18 protein-coding genes are annotated in these 18,454 nt (G+C 48.8%); 11 read left to right on the top strand and 7 right to left on the bottom strand.

Annotation, left to right across the window (positions count from 1 at the left end):
• Positions 1 to 235, bottom strand: a 235-nt coding sequence (locus tag ACO1NT_RS04250) for a catalase (RefSeq protein ID WP_449047159.1), incomplete at its 3' end; no start/stop codon positions are given.
• Positions 236 to 450: 215 nt separating this feature from the next.
• Between ACO1NT_RS04250 and ACO1NT_RS04245 the strand changes: the two genes are divergently transcribed.
• The 3 genes from ACO1NT_RS04245 to ACO1NT_RS04235 are packed head-to-tail and all read left to right on the top strand — an operon-like array spanning position 451 to position 2,234.
• Positions 451 to 1,395, top strand: coding sequence for a hypothetical protein (locus ACO1NT_RS04245; protein ID WP_449047158.1), 945 nt, complete (start codon positions 451 to 453; stop codon positions 1,393 to 1,395).
• A complete protein-coding gene (locus ACO1NT_RS04240; protein ID WP_449047157.1) occupies positions 1,388 to 1,882 on the top strand; it encodes a DUF4199 domain-containing protein in 495 nt (164 codons plus the stop codon). The genes ACO1NT_RS04245 and ACO1NT_RS04240 overlap by 8 nt, the downstream gene beginning before the upstream one ends.
• Before the next feature lie 52 nt (positions 1,883 to 1,934).
• Entirely contained in the window at positions 1,935 to 2,234 is a 300-nt protein-coding gene (locus ACO1NT_RS04235) for a YbaB/EbfC family nucleoid-associated protein (RefSeq protein ID WP_449047156.1), read from the top strand.
• A 16-nt stretch (positions 2,235 to 2,250) separates the two neighbouring features.
• Here the strand turns inward: ACO1NT_RS04235 and ACO1NT_RS04230 are convergent, their stop codons facing one another.
• From ACO1NT_RS04230 to ACO1NT_RS04220, 3 genes are all read right to left on the bottom strand, one after another.
• Positions 2,251 to 3,105: an N-acetylglucosamine kinase gene (locus ACO1NT_RS04230; RefSeq protein ID WP_449047155.1), complete on the bottom strand. Its 855-nt coding sequence runs from the start codon at positions 3,103 to 3,105 to the stop codon at positions 2,251 to 2,253.
• Positions 3,106 to 3,249: 144 nt separating this feature from the next.
• A complete protein-coding gene (locus ACO1NT_RS04225) occupies positions 3,250 to 4,872 on the bottom strand; it encodes an MFS transporter (RefSeq protein ID WP_449047154.1) in 1,623 nt (540 codons plus the stop codon).
• 129 nt (positions 4,873 to 5,001) lie between these two features.
• Positions 5,002 to 5,262 carry a hypothetical protein gene (locus tag ACO1NT_RS04220; RefSeq protein WP_449047153.1) on the bottom strand — a complete coding sequence of 87 codons (261 nt, stop codon included), beginning with the start codon at positions 5,260 to 5,262 and terminating at the stop codon, positions 5,002 to 5,004.
• Between the two features lie 24 nt (positions 5,263 to 5,286).
• Here ACO1NT_RS04220 and rho point away from each other — a divergent pair, with 24 nt between their 5' ends.
• Entirely contained in the window at positions 5,287 to 6,780 is a 1,494-nt protein-coding gene (gene rho, locus ACO1NT_RS04215; RefSeq protein WP_449047152.1) for a transcription termination factor Rho, read from the top strand.
• A gap of 42 nt (positions 6,781 to 6,822) precedes the next feature.
• Complete coding sequence (locus ACO1NT_RS04210; protein WP_449047151.1) at positions 6,823 to 7,500, top strand: CDP-alcohol phosphatidyltransferase family protein; 678 nt, start codon at positions 6,823 to 6,825, stop codon at positions 7,498 to 7,500.
• 16 nt (positions 7,501 to 7,516) lie between these two features.
• Here the strand turns inward: ACO1NT_RS04210 and ACO1NT_RS04205 are convergent, their stop codons facing one another.
• Complete coding sequence (locus tag ACO1NT_RS04205; RefSeq protein WP_449047150.1) at positions 7,517 to 7,879, bottom strand: Hpt domain-containing protein; 363 nt, start codon at positions 7,877 to 7,879, stop codon at positions 7,517 to 7,519.
• A complete protein-coding gene (gene folK, locus ACO1NT_RS04200) occupies positions 7,860 to 8,378 on the bottom strand; it encodes a 2-amino-4-hydroxy-6-hydroxymethyldihydropteridine diphosphokinase (protein WP_449047149.1) in 519 nt (172 codons plus the stop codon). Before folK ends, ACO1NT_RS04205 begins: the two co-directional genes overlap by 20 nt.
• 184 nt (positions 8,379 to 8,562) lie before the next feature.
• Between folK and sppA the strand changes: the two genes are divergently transcribed.
• The 3 genes from sppA to ACO1NT_RS04185 are packed head-to-tail and all read left to right on the top strand — an operon-like array spanning position 8,563 to position 12,444.
• Entirely contained in the window at positions 8,563 to 10,335 is a 1,773-nt protein-coding gene (gene sppA, locus ACO1NT_RS04195) for a signal peptide peptidase SppA (protein WP_449047148.1), read from the top strand.
• Between the two features lie 4 nt (positions 10,336 to 10,339).
• Complete coding sequence (locus ACO1NT_RS04190) at positions 10,340 to 11,197, top strand: hydroxymethylglutaryl-CoA lyase (protein ID WP_449047147.1); 858 nt, start codon at positions 10,340 to 10,342, stop codon at positions 11,195 to 11,197.
• 56 nt (positions 11,198 to 11,253) lie between these two features.
• Positions 11,254 to 12,444, top strand: a complete 1,191-nt coding sequence (locus tag ACO1NT_RS04185) for a phosphoglycerate kinase (RefSeq protein WP_449047146.1) — start codon at positions 11,254 to 11,256, stop codon at positions 12,442 to 12,444.
• 344 nt (positions 12,445 to 12,788) lie between these two features.
• Here the strand turns inward: ACO1NT_RS04185 and ACO1NT_RS04180 are convergent, their stop codons facing one another.
• Positions 12,789 to 13,547 (bottom strand): response regulator transcription factor, encoded by a 759-nt coding sequence (locus ACO1NT_RS04180; RefSeq protein ID WP_449047145.1) that lies wholly within the window; start codon positions 13,545 to 13,547, stop codon positions 12,789 to 12,791.
• 138 nt (positions 13,548 to 13,685) lie between these two features.
• Between ACO1NT_RS04180 and ACO1NT_RS04175 the strand changes: the two genes are divergently transcribed.
• The 3 genes from ACO1NT_RS04175 to ACO1NT_RS04165 all read left to right on the top strand — a co-directional run bounded on the left by ACO1NT_RS04175 (position 13,686) and on the right by ACO1NT_RS04165 (position 18,286).
• Positions 13,686 to 14,324: a hypothetical protein gene (locus tag ACO1NT_RS04175; RefSeq protein ID WP_449047144.1), complete on the top strand. Its 639-nt coding sequence runs from the start codon at positions 13,686 to 13,688 to the stop codon at positions 14,322 to 14,324.
• 86 nt (positions 14,325 to 14,410) lie between these two features.
• Positions 14,411 to 16,063 (top strand): vitamin K epoxide reductase family protein, encoded by a 1,653-nt coding sequence (locus ACO1NT_RS04170; protein WP_449047143.1) that lies wholly within the window; start codon positions 14,411 to 14,413, stop codon positions 16,061 to 16,063.
• Positions 16,064 to 16,747: 684 nt separating this feature from the next.
• Positions 16,748 to 18,286: a TlpA family protein disulfide reductase gene (locus ACO1NT_RS04165; protein ID WP_449047142.1), complete on the top strand. Its 1,539-nt coding sequence runs from the start codon at positions 16,748 to 16,750 to the stop codon at positions 18,284 to 18,286.
• Positions 18,287 to 18,454 lie beyond the last annotated feature (168 nt).

The following is an 18,454-nucleotide window of genomic DNA, read 5'->3' as shown; positions in this document are numbered from 1 at the left end:
CGGCTTTGGTGTAGGGGGTGATGTCGTGTGTAACGGTAAACGTGCCAAAAGCCCCCGAACCTTTCGCATGCATGCGCCGCTCGGGGATGACCTCCCGATCAAAATTGGCCATTTTTTCGAGGAACCAAAAATCTTGCATGAGGAGCGGACCCCTCGGACCGGCCGTCTGCGAGTTTTGGTTGTCTGGAACCGGAGCCCCGGTCTGTCTGGTTAGTTTTCCCTTGTTCTCTTCCATGCTATTGTTATTTTAGTGAGTACACACAAATATATATAGGTTATATTGATTGTTCTGTTTAAACATGATAAATAGTGTTTATATGTTCATAGACGGGCTAAATAAATGGCACCTACTAATCTACGGAATAATCGCATAACTTGGCGAAACATTTTTATGAATGTAACAGCAAAATTTATTGTATTTTATGTGCAATTGTCTTAGGTTAGCGGCGCATGCAAATCAAAGACCACATCATCATACCGCTTGGCTGCATCCTTATTTTGCTGGGGTGCTTTTTTTCGGGCTGTAGGGGTACGGCCGAGGATGAGAACCACGATCCGCGCCGGCCTTCGTTCAAGCCGATAGTAGGTATCGATTTCTATGAGGTGAGGCGTTCGTTCGACAACGGCCTGGCATACGACTCGATCGGTTTTGTACAGGAGGCAGAATGGCATATCAAGTTTACGCGTGAAGATGCCGTCCAGATTTATGTGCCCGGAAGTGACTCGTCGTTCAATTTTGAGATCACGCACGATCACGACTCCTTTTTCCACTTTGCACGTGAGAGCTGGAAGGTCGTCGACCTCAACAGGGATAGCCTCATGTTGCAGCGGCTGAGCCTTGATGGGCTGCGGGTGAACAAGATGCGCTCCAACGTATATATGCGTTTCTATGCCAAAGATTACCTCCATGGATTGGGTACATCGTTGGAGCGGCTGCGCGAGCCACGCCGGCAGGATACCTTGTTTGTGCAGCAGATGGTGCAACGTGCCAACCGGAACCTCGACGATGTAGATAGCTCGTATTCATCCAAGAATTACCCCAAACTGGCGAGCAAAAGTGAGATGCTCGAAATCGAGCGCCGGCAGTACGACAGCCTCGCGTTGATGAGCCAATCGTCGGCCTATGAATACCTATATCCGGAATACGATATCACGATCCACCGGGCCTACAAGGATTTTTACCATACGTTTTCCGTTCTCGTGGGGCCCGATGGCAAATTGCGCCTGGGCAAGTTTTTCGTGATGCCGGAGTTTGTGGAATCAAGGCGGCGTGTACTCGAAGGCATTGTAGATGTCTACCTGCAGCACCTGCTCGACGTTACCCCGGCAACGACCCTCGGGCTACCGCATAACAGTGTGGTATACTTGCGGGTACGGGGAAAGCAGGATGGATAGACAAAAAATGATGATGAACGCCCTCCGTTACGGATTACTTTTTGCGTCGGCCATCTTCCTTTGGGCGTTGTTGGAAACGGTATTGGGACTCCACGACCGCTATATCCGCTACCACGAATATTTATCTTATTTCTTTGCGGTTCCGTCGGTCGGCATCATGTACGTGGGCATCTGTGCGGGTGAAGAAACGCCTGCTAAAGGTATGCGTTTCCGTAGAGCCCTATGGAAAGGTTTGGCGATTACGGCAGTGGTCGCCGTACTAAGTCCGGTAGTATGGCTGGTTTTCTGCACATTCGTCAATCCCGCTTTTTTGGGTAACATGGCCCAATACGCCATTGAGTCAAACGCGATGACCCCTTCATTGGCTGCGAAACGGTATGCATTGCCCAATTACCTGTTCGTATCAGCGTTTTCCATGGCCATTATCGGTGCGGTGATTTCATTGGTAATTGCCATCATCATGGCGGGGCGCCAGCGTAAGCAGTAATTTTCTGTTTCTTCCCCGGATTCCTTACCTTAGCCCGTGAAACAAAAGCACTATGTTTGATAAATTAATGGCAGCCCAACAGAAGGCTGAAGAAATAAAAAAGCGGCTTGACCAGGTGATGGTAGCCGGCGAGGCCGAGGGCGGCGCCATCAAAGTAATCGCCACCGCCAATAGGGAGGTGACGGATGTACGTATCGACCCGGCGTTCCTTGCCCATGTAGACAGGGAACAATTGGAAGAATTGCTGGCCGTAGCCATCAACAATGCCATGAAACAGGCCGAAAACGTGAGCCAAGCCGAGATGCAAGGCGCGGCGAAAGACATGCTGGGTGGATTAGGCGGCCTTTTTTAAGCCGCCATCCACCATATTACTGGGCCGATTTATTAATGTGGTATTGCACGAGATCGTCTATCGGCGACCGTATGATACGTCCCACTTTCATGCCATACTGGTTCGCGGTTTCTTCCAACACATTCCTGAAGTTGTAACCGACGGAGCCGATACAGTTGAACGTATGGTTTTGGTAATCGGGGTAGCGCGATACGAGGTTGCGGAAAAAGTCGTCGAATGCCGCCTGCACGATGCCCCGGGTATAGTTGATATTGACCGATACATCGTATACGAATTTGCTGAAACTAGCACAGAAACGGTTGGCCAACGGTTTGGTATAAACGGCGTCCATCACGTCGTCGGGCGTCAATTTATAGGTTTCCCAGAAAACTTCCCGTACATCTTCGGGCATAAAGCCACGGATGTAGTCGGTAAGCAGTTTCTTGCCGATATAGCAACCGCTGCCCTCGTCGCCTAGTATATAGGCCGCCGAATCGATATTGTGGGCGACGTCTTTGCCATCGTAGATACAGGTGTTGGTGCCCGTGCCGAGAATCGCGGCGAAGCCCGGTTGGTCGCCCAGCAAGGCGCGTGCGGCGGCCAGCAGGTCGTGCCCTACGAAAACCTTCGAGTTGACGAACACTTTCTCCAACGCTTCGACAACAATATTGGCTTTTTCTTCGTTATGTACACCCGCGCCGTAATAGTTCACTTCGGTTACCTCATTGTACGGTAAATCCTTGGGCAGCCCCTTCCTGAGTGAGTTTACGATATATTCGCTATCTACGAAATAAGGGTTGTACCCCTCTGTGTTGAAATACACTTTTTTCCCAGCGTTGTCCAGCAAGCACCAATTGGTTTTGGTCGATCCTCCGTCTGCAATTATAATCATTTGTTGGGTGTTAGTTTTGTTGGTTTTTTTCCAGTTTAATGATATTCATTCAATTATGTGCGCCGAAAATACGGTTTTCCCCGAAAATAATGACATTATCGACTTCCTTATTTCAAAAATAGTGCAACATGGGCGCATATTCAGCTAGTGGCCGCCCTCGGTATGGATGCTTTCGATGTCGTATCCCTGTTTTTTCAGGATGCCCGATACCTTCCACGCAAAGAACGCCAGGTAGGCAAAGCACGCCACCGGAACCCAATACGACAGATGGATATCATGCAGCACATCCGCTATACTGCCCTGCAACGGTGGAATGATGGCGCCGCCCAGGATCATCATGATCAGTAGCGCAGACCCTTGGCTGGTGTATTTTCCGAGCCCGGTGATGCTCAGCGCAAAGATGCTGGGCCACATGATGGAGCAGACCAAGCCACCGCTGATGAATGCAAAGATGCCGACTTCGCCGTCGGTATAAAGCCCGATGAGCATGGCGATGGCACCCAGTATACCGAGCGCCATGAGCAATTTGGCCGGTCTGGCTTGGGCCCAGAAATTGGCTCCGATCATCACGGCGATACAGATGGCATATATATATAGGTCGGATACATCGCGTCCGCTGATCCAGTTAACCAGCAGGATGACACCGAAGGCGAGGTAAGGAACCAATATGGTTAATATGAGTTGCATGCGCCTGCTGGTCTTGAACACCGTAACAGCCCCCATCCAGCGGCCGATCATCAGGCTACCCCAATACAACGAAATGAAATGCGAGATCTGGGATTCGTCATGGCCGCCGAATTCGGGCGTTTTCAATAAAGCCCCCAGGTTGCTCTGTATGGTTACTTCTACACCCACGTACACAAAAATGGCAATCATGCCCAGCGTAAGCTGGGGGTATTTCATGGCGCCCCAGCCGTCACCATTCTTCTGGGCTGAGCCATTGGATAAGAACAGGATCGTTACGACGGCGAGCAACGCGATAATGAGTAGGGCCAAGGTCGCTTCATGCCCGAACCGTTCGGGAAGGAGGAAGCCAATCAGGATGAGTGCCAACACGGACAACGTGATGGCGACGAGTGCCTTGGTAAGCTTGTTGCTGCGCTCGGGCTCGTCGTCTGAAGTGACGCGCGGCATATTGCGGATGGCAAAGAAGCCAGCGACCAGCAAAAATACACCTGCCAGGATGATATAAAGGATGTTAATGGAACTGATCGGTGCATTGGCAACCTGATCGGGTGTGGCCACTACCGTGCCGAATAGGATGAGGGTGATAATGATCGGGCCAATGGTCGTGCCGAAGGAGTTGACGCCACCCGCGAGGCTGAGACGGTGTGCCCCTGTGGCGGGGTCGCCGAGTGCCACGGCAAACGGATTTGCCGCCGTTTGCTGCAACGAAAACCCAAGTGCGATGACGAAGAACGCCATCAGGATGAACAGGTACTCCGAACTCATTACCGCCGGGATCATAAACAAGGCACCCACTACGGAGATGAGCAAACCGTAGATAATACCTTTTTTATAACCGATGCGGTTGAGGAAGTCATACCCCACGCCGCTCGAATAGAGGTACAACAATAAAGACCCGATATAATAGGCGCCGTAAAACGCCGAGTCTATCAGCTGCGATTCGAATTGGGTCAGGTCGAAATGCGATTTGCAAAAGGGGATGAATACACCGTTGGCTCCCGCCAGGAACCCCCAGAAGAAAAATACCATGGTAAGCGAATACAACGCTGATGCGTAGCTTTTATTTGAATTGCTTGTCATTGTTTCACATGCTAGGTTAGCGAAATTTTCGCCTAACTTAGGGGTTTTTAAAACAATTATTCAAACTTTTTCGGGACTTTTCTGTTGGGTTAGGTAATAAATCGTTTTACCTATTTGAAATACAGCATGTTATTTAAGCTTTTTTTTAAACGCCGTAAGAGGGTATGCAAGCTGCATTTTCTTTTGGTTGTTGGGGCCGGCCATTATTTTTTTAATATTTTTTTGAAAAGACAAATGGAATACGTTACTTTGCGCAGTATTCTCAAAGTTTATCCTAGATACTTCGTCGAAAATTCTTTGATTTCTGAAGATTAAATGCTGAATCACTACTGTTTGGAAATGGACGGCTGCACGAGGTGGATGAATTTCTTTGTATAACAGCAAATCCATATATTATTTATATTTTTTAGTTGAATGAATATTAATGAACTGAACGCGAAACTCGTGTCTGAGTTACGTGAAATAGCGAAGTTAATCGGTATCGCAGACGTAGAGAAGCTTCGGAAGCAAGAGCTGGTGGCCAAAATTGTCGAAACGGGTGAGGAGGAAGCCAAAAACGCTGCCTCGGAAGCGGAAACCGCCACAGCGGATGCCCCCGAAGCGGTAGGCGAGCGCCCCCGGAAACGCACCCGTACCATGAAATCGGCCGAGCCGATCAGTGTGCGCAATACACGCGACGATTTTTCGGCCGATAGCCGCGAAACGACCGCCCCGGTGGATAACCGACCCGAAGCAGCCGTATCGAAACCTGCTAATGGAACCAAAATGGAAGGCCCCGCCGGAAGCCTCGACTTCGACAATGTCATCGTCAATGAAGGCGTGCTGGAAATTATGCCCGATGGATATGGTTTCCTCCGGTCTTCAGACTACAATTACCTGACCTCGCCGGATGATATTTATGTATCGCAATCGCAGATCAAACTTTTCGGCCTCAAAACGGGTGATACCGTGCGCGGGAGCATCCGGCCACCGAAAGAAGGCGAGAAATATTTCCCGTTGGTTCGTGTAGAAGCCATCAATGGCCAGAACCCGGCGGAGGTGCGCGACCGCGTGCCCTTTGATTTCCTGACGCCGTTGTTCCCAACCGAACGGTTGAACCTCTTTACCGGGCCGGGAAATTATTCGACGCGGATCATGGACCTGTTCACACCCATCGGTAAAGGCCAGCGCGGATTGATCGTGGCCCAACCCAAAACGGGTAAGACGATGTTGCTCAAGGATGTTGCCAACGCTATTGCAAAAAATCACCCCGAGGTATACCTGATCATCCTCCTGATCGACGAACGTCCGGAAGAAGTGACGGATATGGCCCGGAGCGTACGTGCGGAAGTGGTGTCCTCTACGTTCGATGAGCCGGCTGACAGGCACGTGAAGATTGCAAATATCGTGTTGGAAAAGGCCAAACGCATGGTAGAGTGCGGGCATGACGTGGTCATTTTGCTGGATTCGATCACGCGATTGGCCCGGGCGTACAATACGGTAGCGCCCGCATCGGGTAAGATCCTCTCGGGCGGTGTGGATGCCAATGCGCTACACAAACCGAAACGTTTCTTTGGTGCCGCACGTAATATCGAACACGGGGGTTCATTGACCATATTGGCAACGGCACTGATTGATACAGGTTCTAAAATGGACGAGGTGATATTCGAGGAATTCAAGGGAACGGGTAACATGGAACTGCAGCTCGACCGGAAACTCTCCAACAAACGGGTATTCCCCGCCATCGACCTTATTGCGTCGAGTACACGTAGGGACGACCTGTTGAACGATCGGGAGACGCTGCAACGGATATGGGTACTGCGTAATCATTTGGCCGATATGAATTCGATGGAAGCCATGGAATTCTTGTTGTCGCAGATGCGCGGAACCAAATCCAACGAAGAGTTCCTCATCAGCATGAATGGTTAATCATTGATAATGGCTGTAGCATGCTTGCTACAGCCATATTTTATGAAAGCACATATTCCCAATTTTATAACCTGCCTGAACCTATTCAGCGGTTGTGTTGGCGTGACCTTCGCCTTCGCGGGCCAGCTAGAGGTGGCCGCTTATTGTGTGCTTGCGTCGGGGATTTTTGATTTCTTCGATGGGTTGGCCGCGCGCGTGCTGCACGTGAAATCGACCATTGGAAAGGAACTCGATTCGTTGGCCGACGTAATTAGCTTCGGTTTCCTGCCCGGAGCCGTACTCTATAGCTTGCTGGGGTCGGCATGGCCAGGCCATACCTACGTGCCTTATTTCGGGTTTCTGGTAACGGTGTTTTCGGCACTCCGATTGGCGAAATTCAATATCGACGATCGGCAGTCGACGGATTTTGTTGGCCTCAATACGCCGATGAATGCCTTTTATGTGATTTCGCTTCCTTTCATAGCGGCAACGTACGGAGCCATTGTATACCATCCGGCCTTCTTGATAAGCAGTATCGTGGTGACTTCTCTGTTATTGGTCAGTAATGTGCGGCTTTTCTCCTTGAAAATCAATTCGTTTTCATGGCATGAAAACGGCTGGAAATTCACCTTTCTGCTGGTTAGTGCGGTGTTGGTGGCGGTATTGAAGTTTGCGGCTGCCCCGTTGGTGCTGGCACTTTATTTTTTGTTTTCCTATATCCACTTCCGGCAGCGGCAGTAAGTCACGGCCAGCGCCGTCAGTCAATCGTTTTCAAGTACGCACGCAATTCCCCGTAAAGCACGTCCAGCCTCGGCAGCATCGTGGCGAGTTTGCCAGCAATGGCATCAACATTTTGACGGTGTTTCGCATCATCTTCGATTTCCTGCAATTCCTGGCGCATAGGGTTGGCACCCACATACGCGAGTGTCGGCTTGATATGGTGGGCCTGCTTATAGGCGTGTTCCCAGTCCTCTTGTTCCACATAGGCGGCAAGCAGTGCCACATCCACGGGGGTCTGTTTGATGAAAAGCTCTAGTATTTCACGGATAAGTTGCGTGTTGCCGCTCGAAAGATCCATCAGGTAGGTCAGGTCGGCCTGTTCAAAGTTCATGTTGTTCATAGGTGTCCGGATTAAAAAGTCGTACGGCAAGCTGATCGGAAGTCTCATCCAGTAGCTCGCAGCTTGTCTTCCCTAATACGGGGTGGATGAATCCTGGTGCGATTTCTTGCAATGGTGTTAATGCAAATCGGCGGTCTGGCAAATAGGGATGCGGTATCTGTAGGTTCGCCTCATTGACGACAGCACCATCATAGTACAAAATATCGATGTCAATCAACCGCGATTCCCATTTATCTACGCGTACGCGCCCCAACCGCTTTTCGATGGCGTTGATCTCCCGAAGCAACGACCGTGGTTTCAGTGGTGTTGCAACCCATACTGCCTGGTTGAGGAAACTAGGTTGCCCTTCATTGCCCCAGGCTTCCGTTTCGTAGATTGACGAGATGCGGCACAAGGTTCCGATTTCACTAGCTATTTCGCGGCGTGCGCGGCTTAATTGGGCAACTCTGTTGCCCATGTTTGTACCCAATAATAAATAGGCGTCCGTGGTAACCAGCATACAAGCGATATCGATCGGTTTCGATAGGCAAACTTAGGGAAACGGCTATTTATATCCAAATAAATAGCATTGTAACGAATCGGCGGTACCATCGTCCAATCCCTACCGTGGCGAGACGTACGCCATTTGTCAATACAGTGAAGTTTTTCTAAGTTTGAACACCTTTTTAATAATAGAATTGCATATGAAATCATTTTTCAAATACGTGCTCGCTACCGTAACCGGTATCGTCATTTCGTTCATCCTGTTGTTCGTGGTGGGGTTAATCATCATCGGTGCCCTGGTGACCTCCATGAGCGCAGAGAAAGAAACCGTCGTTGCGGCCAACTCCTTGCTGCTGATCGACCTTAAGCACGAGATCACGGAGCGAACGATCCCCGACCCGTTCGAAGAGCTCGATTTGCCCGGATTCATCACGGTAAAGAGTTTCGGACTGAACGACATACTTAAACGCATAGATGCCGCCAAGGACGATGAACGCATCGAAGGTATTTGCCTCGACCTTTCTTCCGTAGCGGCCAGCTTTGCCACGCTGCAGGAAATCCGCGATGCCCTGCTCGACTTCAAAGAGTCCGGTAAATTCATCGTTGCGTATAGTGAAGGCTACACCCAACGCGCCTATTACCTGGCCTCAACGGCCGATCGGGTTTATATCAATCCGGAAGGATCGATAGACTTCAGGGGCCTTGCCTCGCAGACCGCCTTTTTGAAGGGCACGCTGGATAAGTTGGGTGTTGAAGCACAGGTGGTGAAAGTGGGGACATTCAAAAGTGCCGTAGAGCCGTTTGTATTGGACAAGATGAGCGATGCCAACAGGGAGCAGGTCAGCTCTTTCTTGGGGAGCATATACGATCATTTCATTGCCCAGATCGGCGCGAGCCGCGGCATGGCGATCGATTCATTGCGCACCATTGCCGATGGTTACCTGGTACGTACCGCCGACGATGCGGTGACCTATGGGTTGGCCGACGGTAAACGCTACAAGGACGAGTTTTTGGCCGAGTTGAAAGACTCGCTCAACGTGGATCAGGAAAAAGATTTGAATGTCGTGTCGATCTTGAAATATAAGCCTACAGCGAAATCGGTGAGTGCATCTGTCCGCGAACGTGTTGCCGTGGTGTACGCGGTAGGTAGCATCGTGTCGGGCGAAGGCACCGACGACATGATCGGCTCAGAACGCATATCGCGCGAGCTGCGCAAGGTACGCCGCGATGATAAAGTGAAAGCGGTGGTGTTCCGCGTTAATTCGCCCGGCGGTAGCGCCCTAGCCTCAGACGTCATCTGGCGCGAAGTGGAGCTGTTGAGCCAGGAAAAGCCGATTATCGTATCCATGGGCGATGTGGCGGCCTCGGGAGGGTATTACATTTCAGCGGCGGCCGATTCCATTTTTGCCGAACCCAACACCATCACCGGTTCCATCGGTGTGTTCGGCCTGATCCCCAATATGCAGGAACTGTATAACGACAAGCTGGGTATTACCTTTGATGAGGTGAAAACGGGTAAATATGCCGACTTCCTGGCGAATGTGGACCGGCCGCTCACGGCCGATGAACGACAGATCCTCCAAATGCAGGTCAATCAGATCTACGATACGTTCCTGCAACGCGTGGCCGATGGCCGTGGCTTATCCAAGGCACAAGTGGATAGCATTGGGCAGGGGCGCGTATGGAGCGGACAGCAGGCCGTGGAACACGGATTGGTAGATCGCTTGGGCAGCATGGACGATGCGATTGCCGCTGCCGCGGATAAGGCCGGCTTGGAAACCTACCGCGTGGTCACCTACCCGGCTATCAAGAGTCCGTTCGAGGCATTGTTAGGCGGCTCTGCCGACCGGATCAGCACGTGGCTCAGTAAGCGTGAGTTGGGCGAACACTACCGGTATTATGAGCAAGCGAAAGCCGCATTGCAGGTGCGTGGTATACAGGCGCGGCTTCCGTTTACCATGGAGATCTATTGACGCCATGGTGTCGATTACCGAATGCCCGCGCGATGCCATGCAAGGATTGCACCGTTTTATTCCCACGGCGACCAAAGCGGCGTATATGGAACTGCTCCTCGGTGTGGGATTCGACCGGCTCGATTTCGGTAGTTTCGTGTCGCCCAACGCCATTCCCCAAATGCGGGATACCGCTGAGGTGCTGGACCGCTTGGATGGCGCTTTAGAGGGAACGGAAAGCTCCACGGAACTTCTCGCCATCGTTGCCAATGTGCGTGGGGCGGAGGCGGCGGTCCGGCATGGCCGGGTGAAGGTGCTCGGCTTCCCTTTTTCGGTTTCCGAGACCTTTCAACAGCGCAATGCCAACACGGGGATCCTACAAGCCCTCGATACCGTTAAACAAATCGCCATGATATGCCAGGCCCATGGCCGCACTCCGCTTGTGTATCTCTCCATGGGCTTTGGGAATCCATATGGTGACCCATGGAGCCCGGCCATCGTGGCCGACTATACGGAGAAGCTGGTGGCCATGGGAATCCGCCATTTTGCACTGGCAGATACGGTGGGGAATTCCACGCCGGAGACCATCACTTCGCTGTATCCGTATTTGCATGACACGTTCCCCGATATCGAACTGGGGTTACACTTGCATAGTACGCCAGCGACAGGTCGCCAGAAATTGGTTGCCGCACTTGATGCGGGATGTGTCCGCTTTGATACCGCGCTCCGTGGTTTCGGCGGATGTCCGATGGCTGCGGATAAACTGACCGGTAACATCGCTACGGAAACATTGCTGGAGCTGCTCGATGAGCGGGGTATCGAGACCGCGCTAAACCGAGATGCATGGGCCGCGGCACAACGGTATAGCTACGAAGTGTTTTGATTTTCCAATACTTATAGTAGCTTTGTTCCCCTTACATCATTAGCATTATAGATAGCATGAAGACGATAGACGATTTAGATTTTTCCGGGAAGAAAGCATTGATACGGGTAGACTTCAACGTACCCCTGGATGAACATTACGCCATCACCGACGATAACCGCATACAGGGGGCAACACCGACCATCAAGAAAATCTTGAACGATGGGGGGGCTGTCATCCTGATGTCGCACCTCGGTAGGCCCAAGGAAGGGCCTTCAGAAAAATTTTCCCTGAAACACATCGTCGCCCACCTCTCGGGCGTATTGGGTGTTGACGTGCAGTTTGCCGACGATTGCATCGGCGACGGCGCGTACGCCAAGGCTGCGGCACTGAAGCCGGGCGAAGTGCTCCTTTTGGAGAATCTCCGTTTTTATAAGGAAGAGGAAAAAGGCGATGCCGGTTTTGCCGAGAAGTTGGCTAAGCTCGGCGACGTGTATGTCAACGACGCATTCGGTACTGCCCACCGGGCACATGCTTCAACGGCCGTGATTGCGCAGTTCTTTCCAAATGCTAAATACTTCGGGTACCTTATGGCAGCTGAAGTGGGCAACGCAGAGCGCGTACTGAATAATCCACAGCGTCCGTTTACCGCCATTATGGGCGGGGCAAAGGTGTCCGACAAGCTCGAATTGATCGAGGCGCTGCTTGATAAGGTGGATAACCTCATTATTGGCGGCGGCATGGCTTATACCTTTGTAAAAGCACGTGGCGGCGAGATTGGCCAGTCGCTGGTGGAGCTGGATAAACTCGACCTGGCGAATGATCTGGTGAAGAAGGCGAAAAAGAAAGGGGTAAACCTCGTATTGCCCACCGATTGCCAGATTGCCGACAGGTTCGCGCCGGATTCGCCGGCATACGATGGTCCGAACGACCAAATTCCCGCCGATAAGATGGGGTTGGACATCGGCAAGGAATCGGGCGAGCATTTTGCCCAAGTGATCCTGGCTTCCAACACGATTTTGTGGAACGGCCCCATGGGTGTATTTGAGATGGACAAGTTTGCCAAAGGTACGCGCGCGGTCGCCGATGCCGTGGTGGCGGCTACCGAACGGGGTGCATTTTCGCTGATCGGCGGGGGCGACTCCGCAGCCGCGGTAAGCAAGTTTGGTATGACCGAACATGTGAGCTACGTGAGTACCGGGGGTGGTGCCCTGCTGGAATACATGGAAGGCAAGGAACTACCTGGCGTGAAAGCCATCAACGATTAAAAAGAGGAAGCGGCTTCGGCCGCTTTTTTTATGTGCTTGGCATGGACGATCATGCGGCTGATCTCAATTATTTGCTGCTTGTTAACTGATACCAACCATAGCATTACGATCCCAACGCCAACTACAAGTAGGATGATAAACCCCGTCCAACTTGGCCAGATATGCTTTTCTTTGGAGGTAGTGCCTTGAACGTGGGATTGGAGGGGCTTGGACGTACGCGACACCGATTGGACGGCCTGGTCTTGCTTGTTCGATCCGGCGACACTGGTCGAGTTTGGACATCCATCCGGTTGACTTGGCCGCGTATCCGGTTGGCAGCTGCCGCGACGAAGCGGCTATAATCTTTAAACGAGCTTATTATTGGTGGCAAAGGCTATGGCCTCAGAAACATTGCTGACGTCCAGCTTATGACACAAGTTCCTTTTATGAAATTTGACGGTGTCTTCAGAGATAAACAGCGCCTCAGCAATTTCTTTTATGGTGTAGCCGCGCGTTGACAATTGTAATATTTCACTTTCTCTGTCGGAAAGTTTTACTTTTTCATCTAGTTTCCAAAAATTGCCGGTTAAATCATAGGCGTGTATCTGATTGCTTCCCATTCGGTAGATTTTAATGTGGCCGGCTTCTTTTTCAGACGACAGCGAAACAATACACAAGGCTTTCCATATCTTGCCATCATTCGTCAAAAACATGGGTGTCAGTTTTTGATGGATCAAGATGGCCTTTCCCTCTTGACTTTTGATATGAAAATCGTAGGATATGGTGTATTCTTTCCGCTCATTTACAGGTATTTGTTCGTAAAAATCAAACCCTATGGTGTTGATTTTAATCAATAAGTCCAAGTCTTGCGGAATGACGCGTTGAAAATAAAATTTATACCCGAGTTCCTTGACTTCATCAGCGGTATGCCCACATAAGAACAATGGATTATCCGACACATAATCAAATCCTTTTTTTTCATAATCGATGATGTAAATACTGTTATAAGTTGTTTTAGCGAATGCTAGAACGACATCCATATAGTCGGTTATCTGCGTCTTTTCATCTTTAGTTACTTTCCTGACCGTATTCTTGGACGAAAAGAAATCTGTCATGTCAGCCATAACTGGTTTTTGTTGGTTTATACCAAAGGTAAACATTTTTTATGTTAATATGACAATGTCTTTGCGTGCTTGAAAACTACACTTTTGTGTAAGCTGGTGATTTACTGAACCTAGTATTTTAGGTGTAAATCGCTGATTATGAAATACTCAAACTATAACCTGGAAAAATTGTCATCAAATGAACTGCTTGACCTAGCGAAATTTGTGGTCGCTGAGAATTTTAAACATCATTTCGGAAGTGCTGACCTCTTGCGATGTAGCCATGAAATTAACAGCATATGTGTGGAAGAACACAGCTATTTTGATAATGCACAAATATTCGTGTCACGAAGTTTCGATCGATCTATTGTCGGCTCAATAAGAGTATTGAAATGGAACTATATGGATGTACTCCCTATTCGACGGATTTTCGGTATTAGCCCCTCAAATATCGATGGCGATCCTTATTGCAGGTCTATTTGGCATATCGGGAGATTCGCAATAAAAAGGGGGGTCAGAGATGTTAACCTCCTCAAACAACTGATGGCTTGTGCAATCGCTCCTGTATGTGAGAGTGAGAATGCCGTAGCCTATGCTGAATGTGATAGTAAGTTGCTTAGGGTATTGCTAGCTTTGGGGATTAATGCCTGTCCTTTGGGCAATTCAGTAAATTATCTAGGTTCTGAAACTATTCCTATCCGTATGACCCATGAAGGTTTATGGGATTTCTATTACAGAAATAAATTTATGGTACCAGTTGGCTTTTTGAGCTCCAATAATGGCAAACTCGAAAACTAAACTTTCGTTTAGTGGATTTGCGTTTTTTCACAAGTATATTTGATGTTATAACTATTGTTTAAGCCGAGAGTAGATGATCCGATATTATGAGCGCGATAGAAGCAATCATTGACGATGTATTATATCCCACGGAGAATATTGACCGAGTTACTTGGCACTATGCACGAGAAATAGGTTTGGAAGTCACTCGCGCATCGCTTCGAAAAACGGTAGAGGGACATCCGGATTATCCTAGCCTATTGGCCTTGAGCGATGCGCTGGAATCTTTTGGTGCAGAAACCGTAGCTGCACGATTAAACGAAAAACAATTGCGCGAACTGGGTCAACCCTACATCACACAGATCCGATTGAATAATGGAGGAGCACAAGTATTCACGGTAGTGCGGCCAGAAAAACAAGCACAATTGTCGTATCTGCATCCCGAAAGGGATCAATGGATTCTAACCACTATCGATGAATTTATCGATTTATTCCGAGGAGTTGTACTGGTGGCTGTTGGGAGGGAAGGTTTCGGTGAGCCAGACTACCGAAAAAAAAAGAAAACCGCCCGCAGAGGCTCCACTATTCGAAAAGCTGTTTTCGCTATTATTCCAGTATTTGTGTTCAGTACCGTTGCTCTCGGATTATGGCAATATGGGGTAGCTGCCATCTTTCCAACCGCTTACTTGTTGCTTGCTTTAGTTGGTACAATTTTGGGCATGCTGCTACTTCTCTTTGAGATTAATCGGCATAATCCAGCATTGAAACAGATTTGCTCAGGTTCAAAGAATCTTAGCTGTGGAGCCGTGCTAGATTCAGCTGTTTCAAAGATATTCGGTGTCAGTTGGTCGCTAATCGGGTTCGCCTACTTCGCGGGTACCTTGATTGCACTTCTTATTACAGGACTAACGACCCCGCCATTGTTACACCTGCTTTCGTGGTTAAGTCGTTTGGCATTGGGTTATACCATATTTTCATTATACTACCAATGGCGGGTGGCTAAACAATGGTGCACGCTGTGTCTGGCGACACAGGGTGTTCTTATGGCACAAGCTGCATTGGTTTTGATATTCGGGCAGTCATTCGTCGCGGATGCCCAACTTTCAATTACGTCGGTACTCACATTGGTCATATGCTTTACCCTTCCATTTTTAGGGGGCCTATTAATCATTCCCATTCTCAAAAGGGCGAAAGATGGTGAAAATCATAGAAGAGAGCTGACTAAGATAAAGCGCAATGATCAGATATTCAGATCGTTGCTTGAAAAACAGCGATCTGTCACCGAAGACGACAATGGATTGGGTATTACTCTCGGTAGGCCAGACGCAAAGCATCGGATTATTAAGGTGTGCAACCCTTATTGCGGGCCGTGTGCTAAGGCTCACCCCCTTATAGAAGAAATTTTGCGCATCAATCCGGACGTACAGGTACGGATTATATTCACTGCCATGGATGATGATAAAGATATTAGGGCTGCGCCTGTGCATCATTTACTTGAAATATTCCAACAGGGTGATGAGCAGACTTTGAAGAGAGCATTGAACGATTGGTATTCACCCAAGAAGAAAGATTATGCAGTGTTTGCAGCTAAATACCCGATGAATGGCGCCCTGCAGTCTAGGGGAAATGACATCAAGGCAATGAGGAAATGGTGCGAAAAGATGGAAATCCATTTCACTCCTACGTTTTTCGTGGATGGATACCAGCTACCTAGCATGTATACGCCAGCTGATTTGAAATATTTTTTAAAACCTGCGTGAATAACCCCAAAGTAAGGAGGTTATGATGAATTCGATGCTTACTAAAAAACCGGAGTATGAAAAGGAGGTATTAGGAAAAGGCAGACTCTGCAAAAGCAAATGCCGCCACCGCCTCGAGGAGGTGGCAACGGCAAGGGCTGGTCGACTATAGCAGACCAGAAATTCGATAGAGTTGTAAACCTACGGAACCTTGATAAAGTTAGAAACAGGATGCCGTAATTGAAAATGATTATCATGAAAAAGCTAAAATTAGATATCGTAAATGTCGGTGAAGTTTTAACACGGGAACAAATGAAGAATATAGTTGGTGGAAGTGGTTGTTGTATTTTTTACAGAACTACCGATGGAAGCAATACCTATTCGGGGAGCACATGCGGACATTCGGTCGGAAGCGCTCAAAACTGGTACAATGGTTCTGCAACAACCGCAGACGGAAACTATTATGTTTCTGGATATTGCTGTGCCAGCTGTTAATGTTGTTTATTACTGCCAAATAAAGACATCAAATTATAAGGCGAGAGAAAGGTGACTTGTAAAAAACCTTTTTTCAGTAGATCGCGTGGTTAGTAAATGGGTCAAAATTTGGTTTTAAAGTAATGAAACTGCCTATTACAGGGATGTAAGACTGTTACGCTTATATTCCTGTAATTTTAGGTTCGCTTTAATAGGACATACTTAGGAATCGTGAAATCACCGAAAAATATAAATAGGAGCAATTTCCGACCCATTTGGCTTTTGGCTATTGTCGTGGTGGCCGTAGCATTTTCATGCGGAGGGTGTAAAGCTGAAAGAAAGCCAACGGCGGAAAAGGCGCGTGACCAACGGCTCGGTCGGGTCGTGGTCGTCGTGCATTCGGATTTAGGAATTCCTGTTACCATTTCATCCCTTCCGGCTTTTGACAAAAGCAATGAGCGCAAGGTAATTGACGGTACGGCTGATACGGTAGAACTCACCGTATATGAGGCGGACTTGATGACCGTGATGCATCGAAACATGTATAACGACACGTTATTGGTAAGAAAAGGGGATACCGTATTTCTCGACTTTCAAAAAGGGACCTATTCTAAGCGTGTCAACAATAATGAAACGGAAGCCTTTAATTTGCAGTATTATATTGAAGGCACATCAATTCTGACTCCTGATCCGGTGCTCGGAACCTTTTACGGTTTGCGTTGTATTGATATCCGCGGTGACTTTCAAAAGGATCGGGTCTGTCACATCGAAAAAAAAGTAGACAAACTTGACAGTGTCCAGGCTGGGTTGATCAAATCGCGCCTCAAAGCGATAGGGGAGCTGTACGGCCAGAATGCCCAATGGGCAGCGCAGCGATACGTGGACGAGCCCGCCTTGTCCCAACTGTTGATCGATGAATTACGAAGGACCTATTTCAACAAACTGCACATATTCGATTATCTATATCCCGAACTGGGAATCGTCCAAGAAATGAATTCGGAACGCTTTTTCAATGATTCAACCATCCTGTATCCGCGTTTCAGCCATTACATCAATCTTGGGTTTGAGCACAATAAGGCAAGGCTGCTGGATTCGATTGAGCAGTTTCTACCTGCCGGTGAACGGGCAAACTTAAGTCATGTCTTTGATGAGCTGCCGTCAGTCTACAGCGATACATTGGCAAAATATTTCAGGGTTGCTTGTTTGAATCAAATGGTACGCGCTAAATATGATGTTGATGCTGTTAAGAAAAGCTACGACCAGTTTGTTCGCACGTATCAGGACGAGTGGCTCATCAACAACGTCAAAAACGCCTATGATTGGGCGCAGCCCATGTTGAATGATGTACGCTTATTGACCTTGGACAATGACTCAAGCGCAACCCTGCTGTCGATTATACAAGACAACAGGGGCAAGGTGATCTATATAGATTTCTGGGCTAGCTGGTGTAGCCCCTGTAGAGAAGTGATGCCAGCGGCCAAAGCACTGAGAGAAAAATATGCAAGCAGGGGAGTCGTCTTCATATATCTTGCCATAAAGGATAAGTTTGACGAATGGAAGGCGGCCTCAGATGCTGAAGGACTGGCCGGTTTACCGTATAATTTCCTTGTGACGAACGACAGAAATTCGACCTACCTTAGAGATATCAACTTGACATCGATTCCCCGTTACCTGCTATATGACCAAACAGGCATATTGAAGCACAACGATGCTCCGGGGCCGGATACGGAAGAGATTTCTGAAATTTTTGACAGATACATTGGAAATTAACTACACTATTTAACAGTGAGCGTGGACAAGCAAAATACAAAACAATGATCCCTACTTATATTATAAATCTCAAGAAAAGAACAGACAGGAAGGCCCATATCATTCGGGAATTTGGCCCTCGTTCCGAGTTCGACTTAACTATAGTGAATGCTGCGGAGAGATCCAATG

The sequence above is a fragment of the Parapedobacter sp. genome (genome assembly GCF_053550995.1).
The sequence above is the reverse complement of the archived record's forward strand: the minus strand, read 5'-3'. Positions and strand labels throughout refer to the sequence as shown.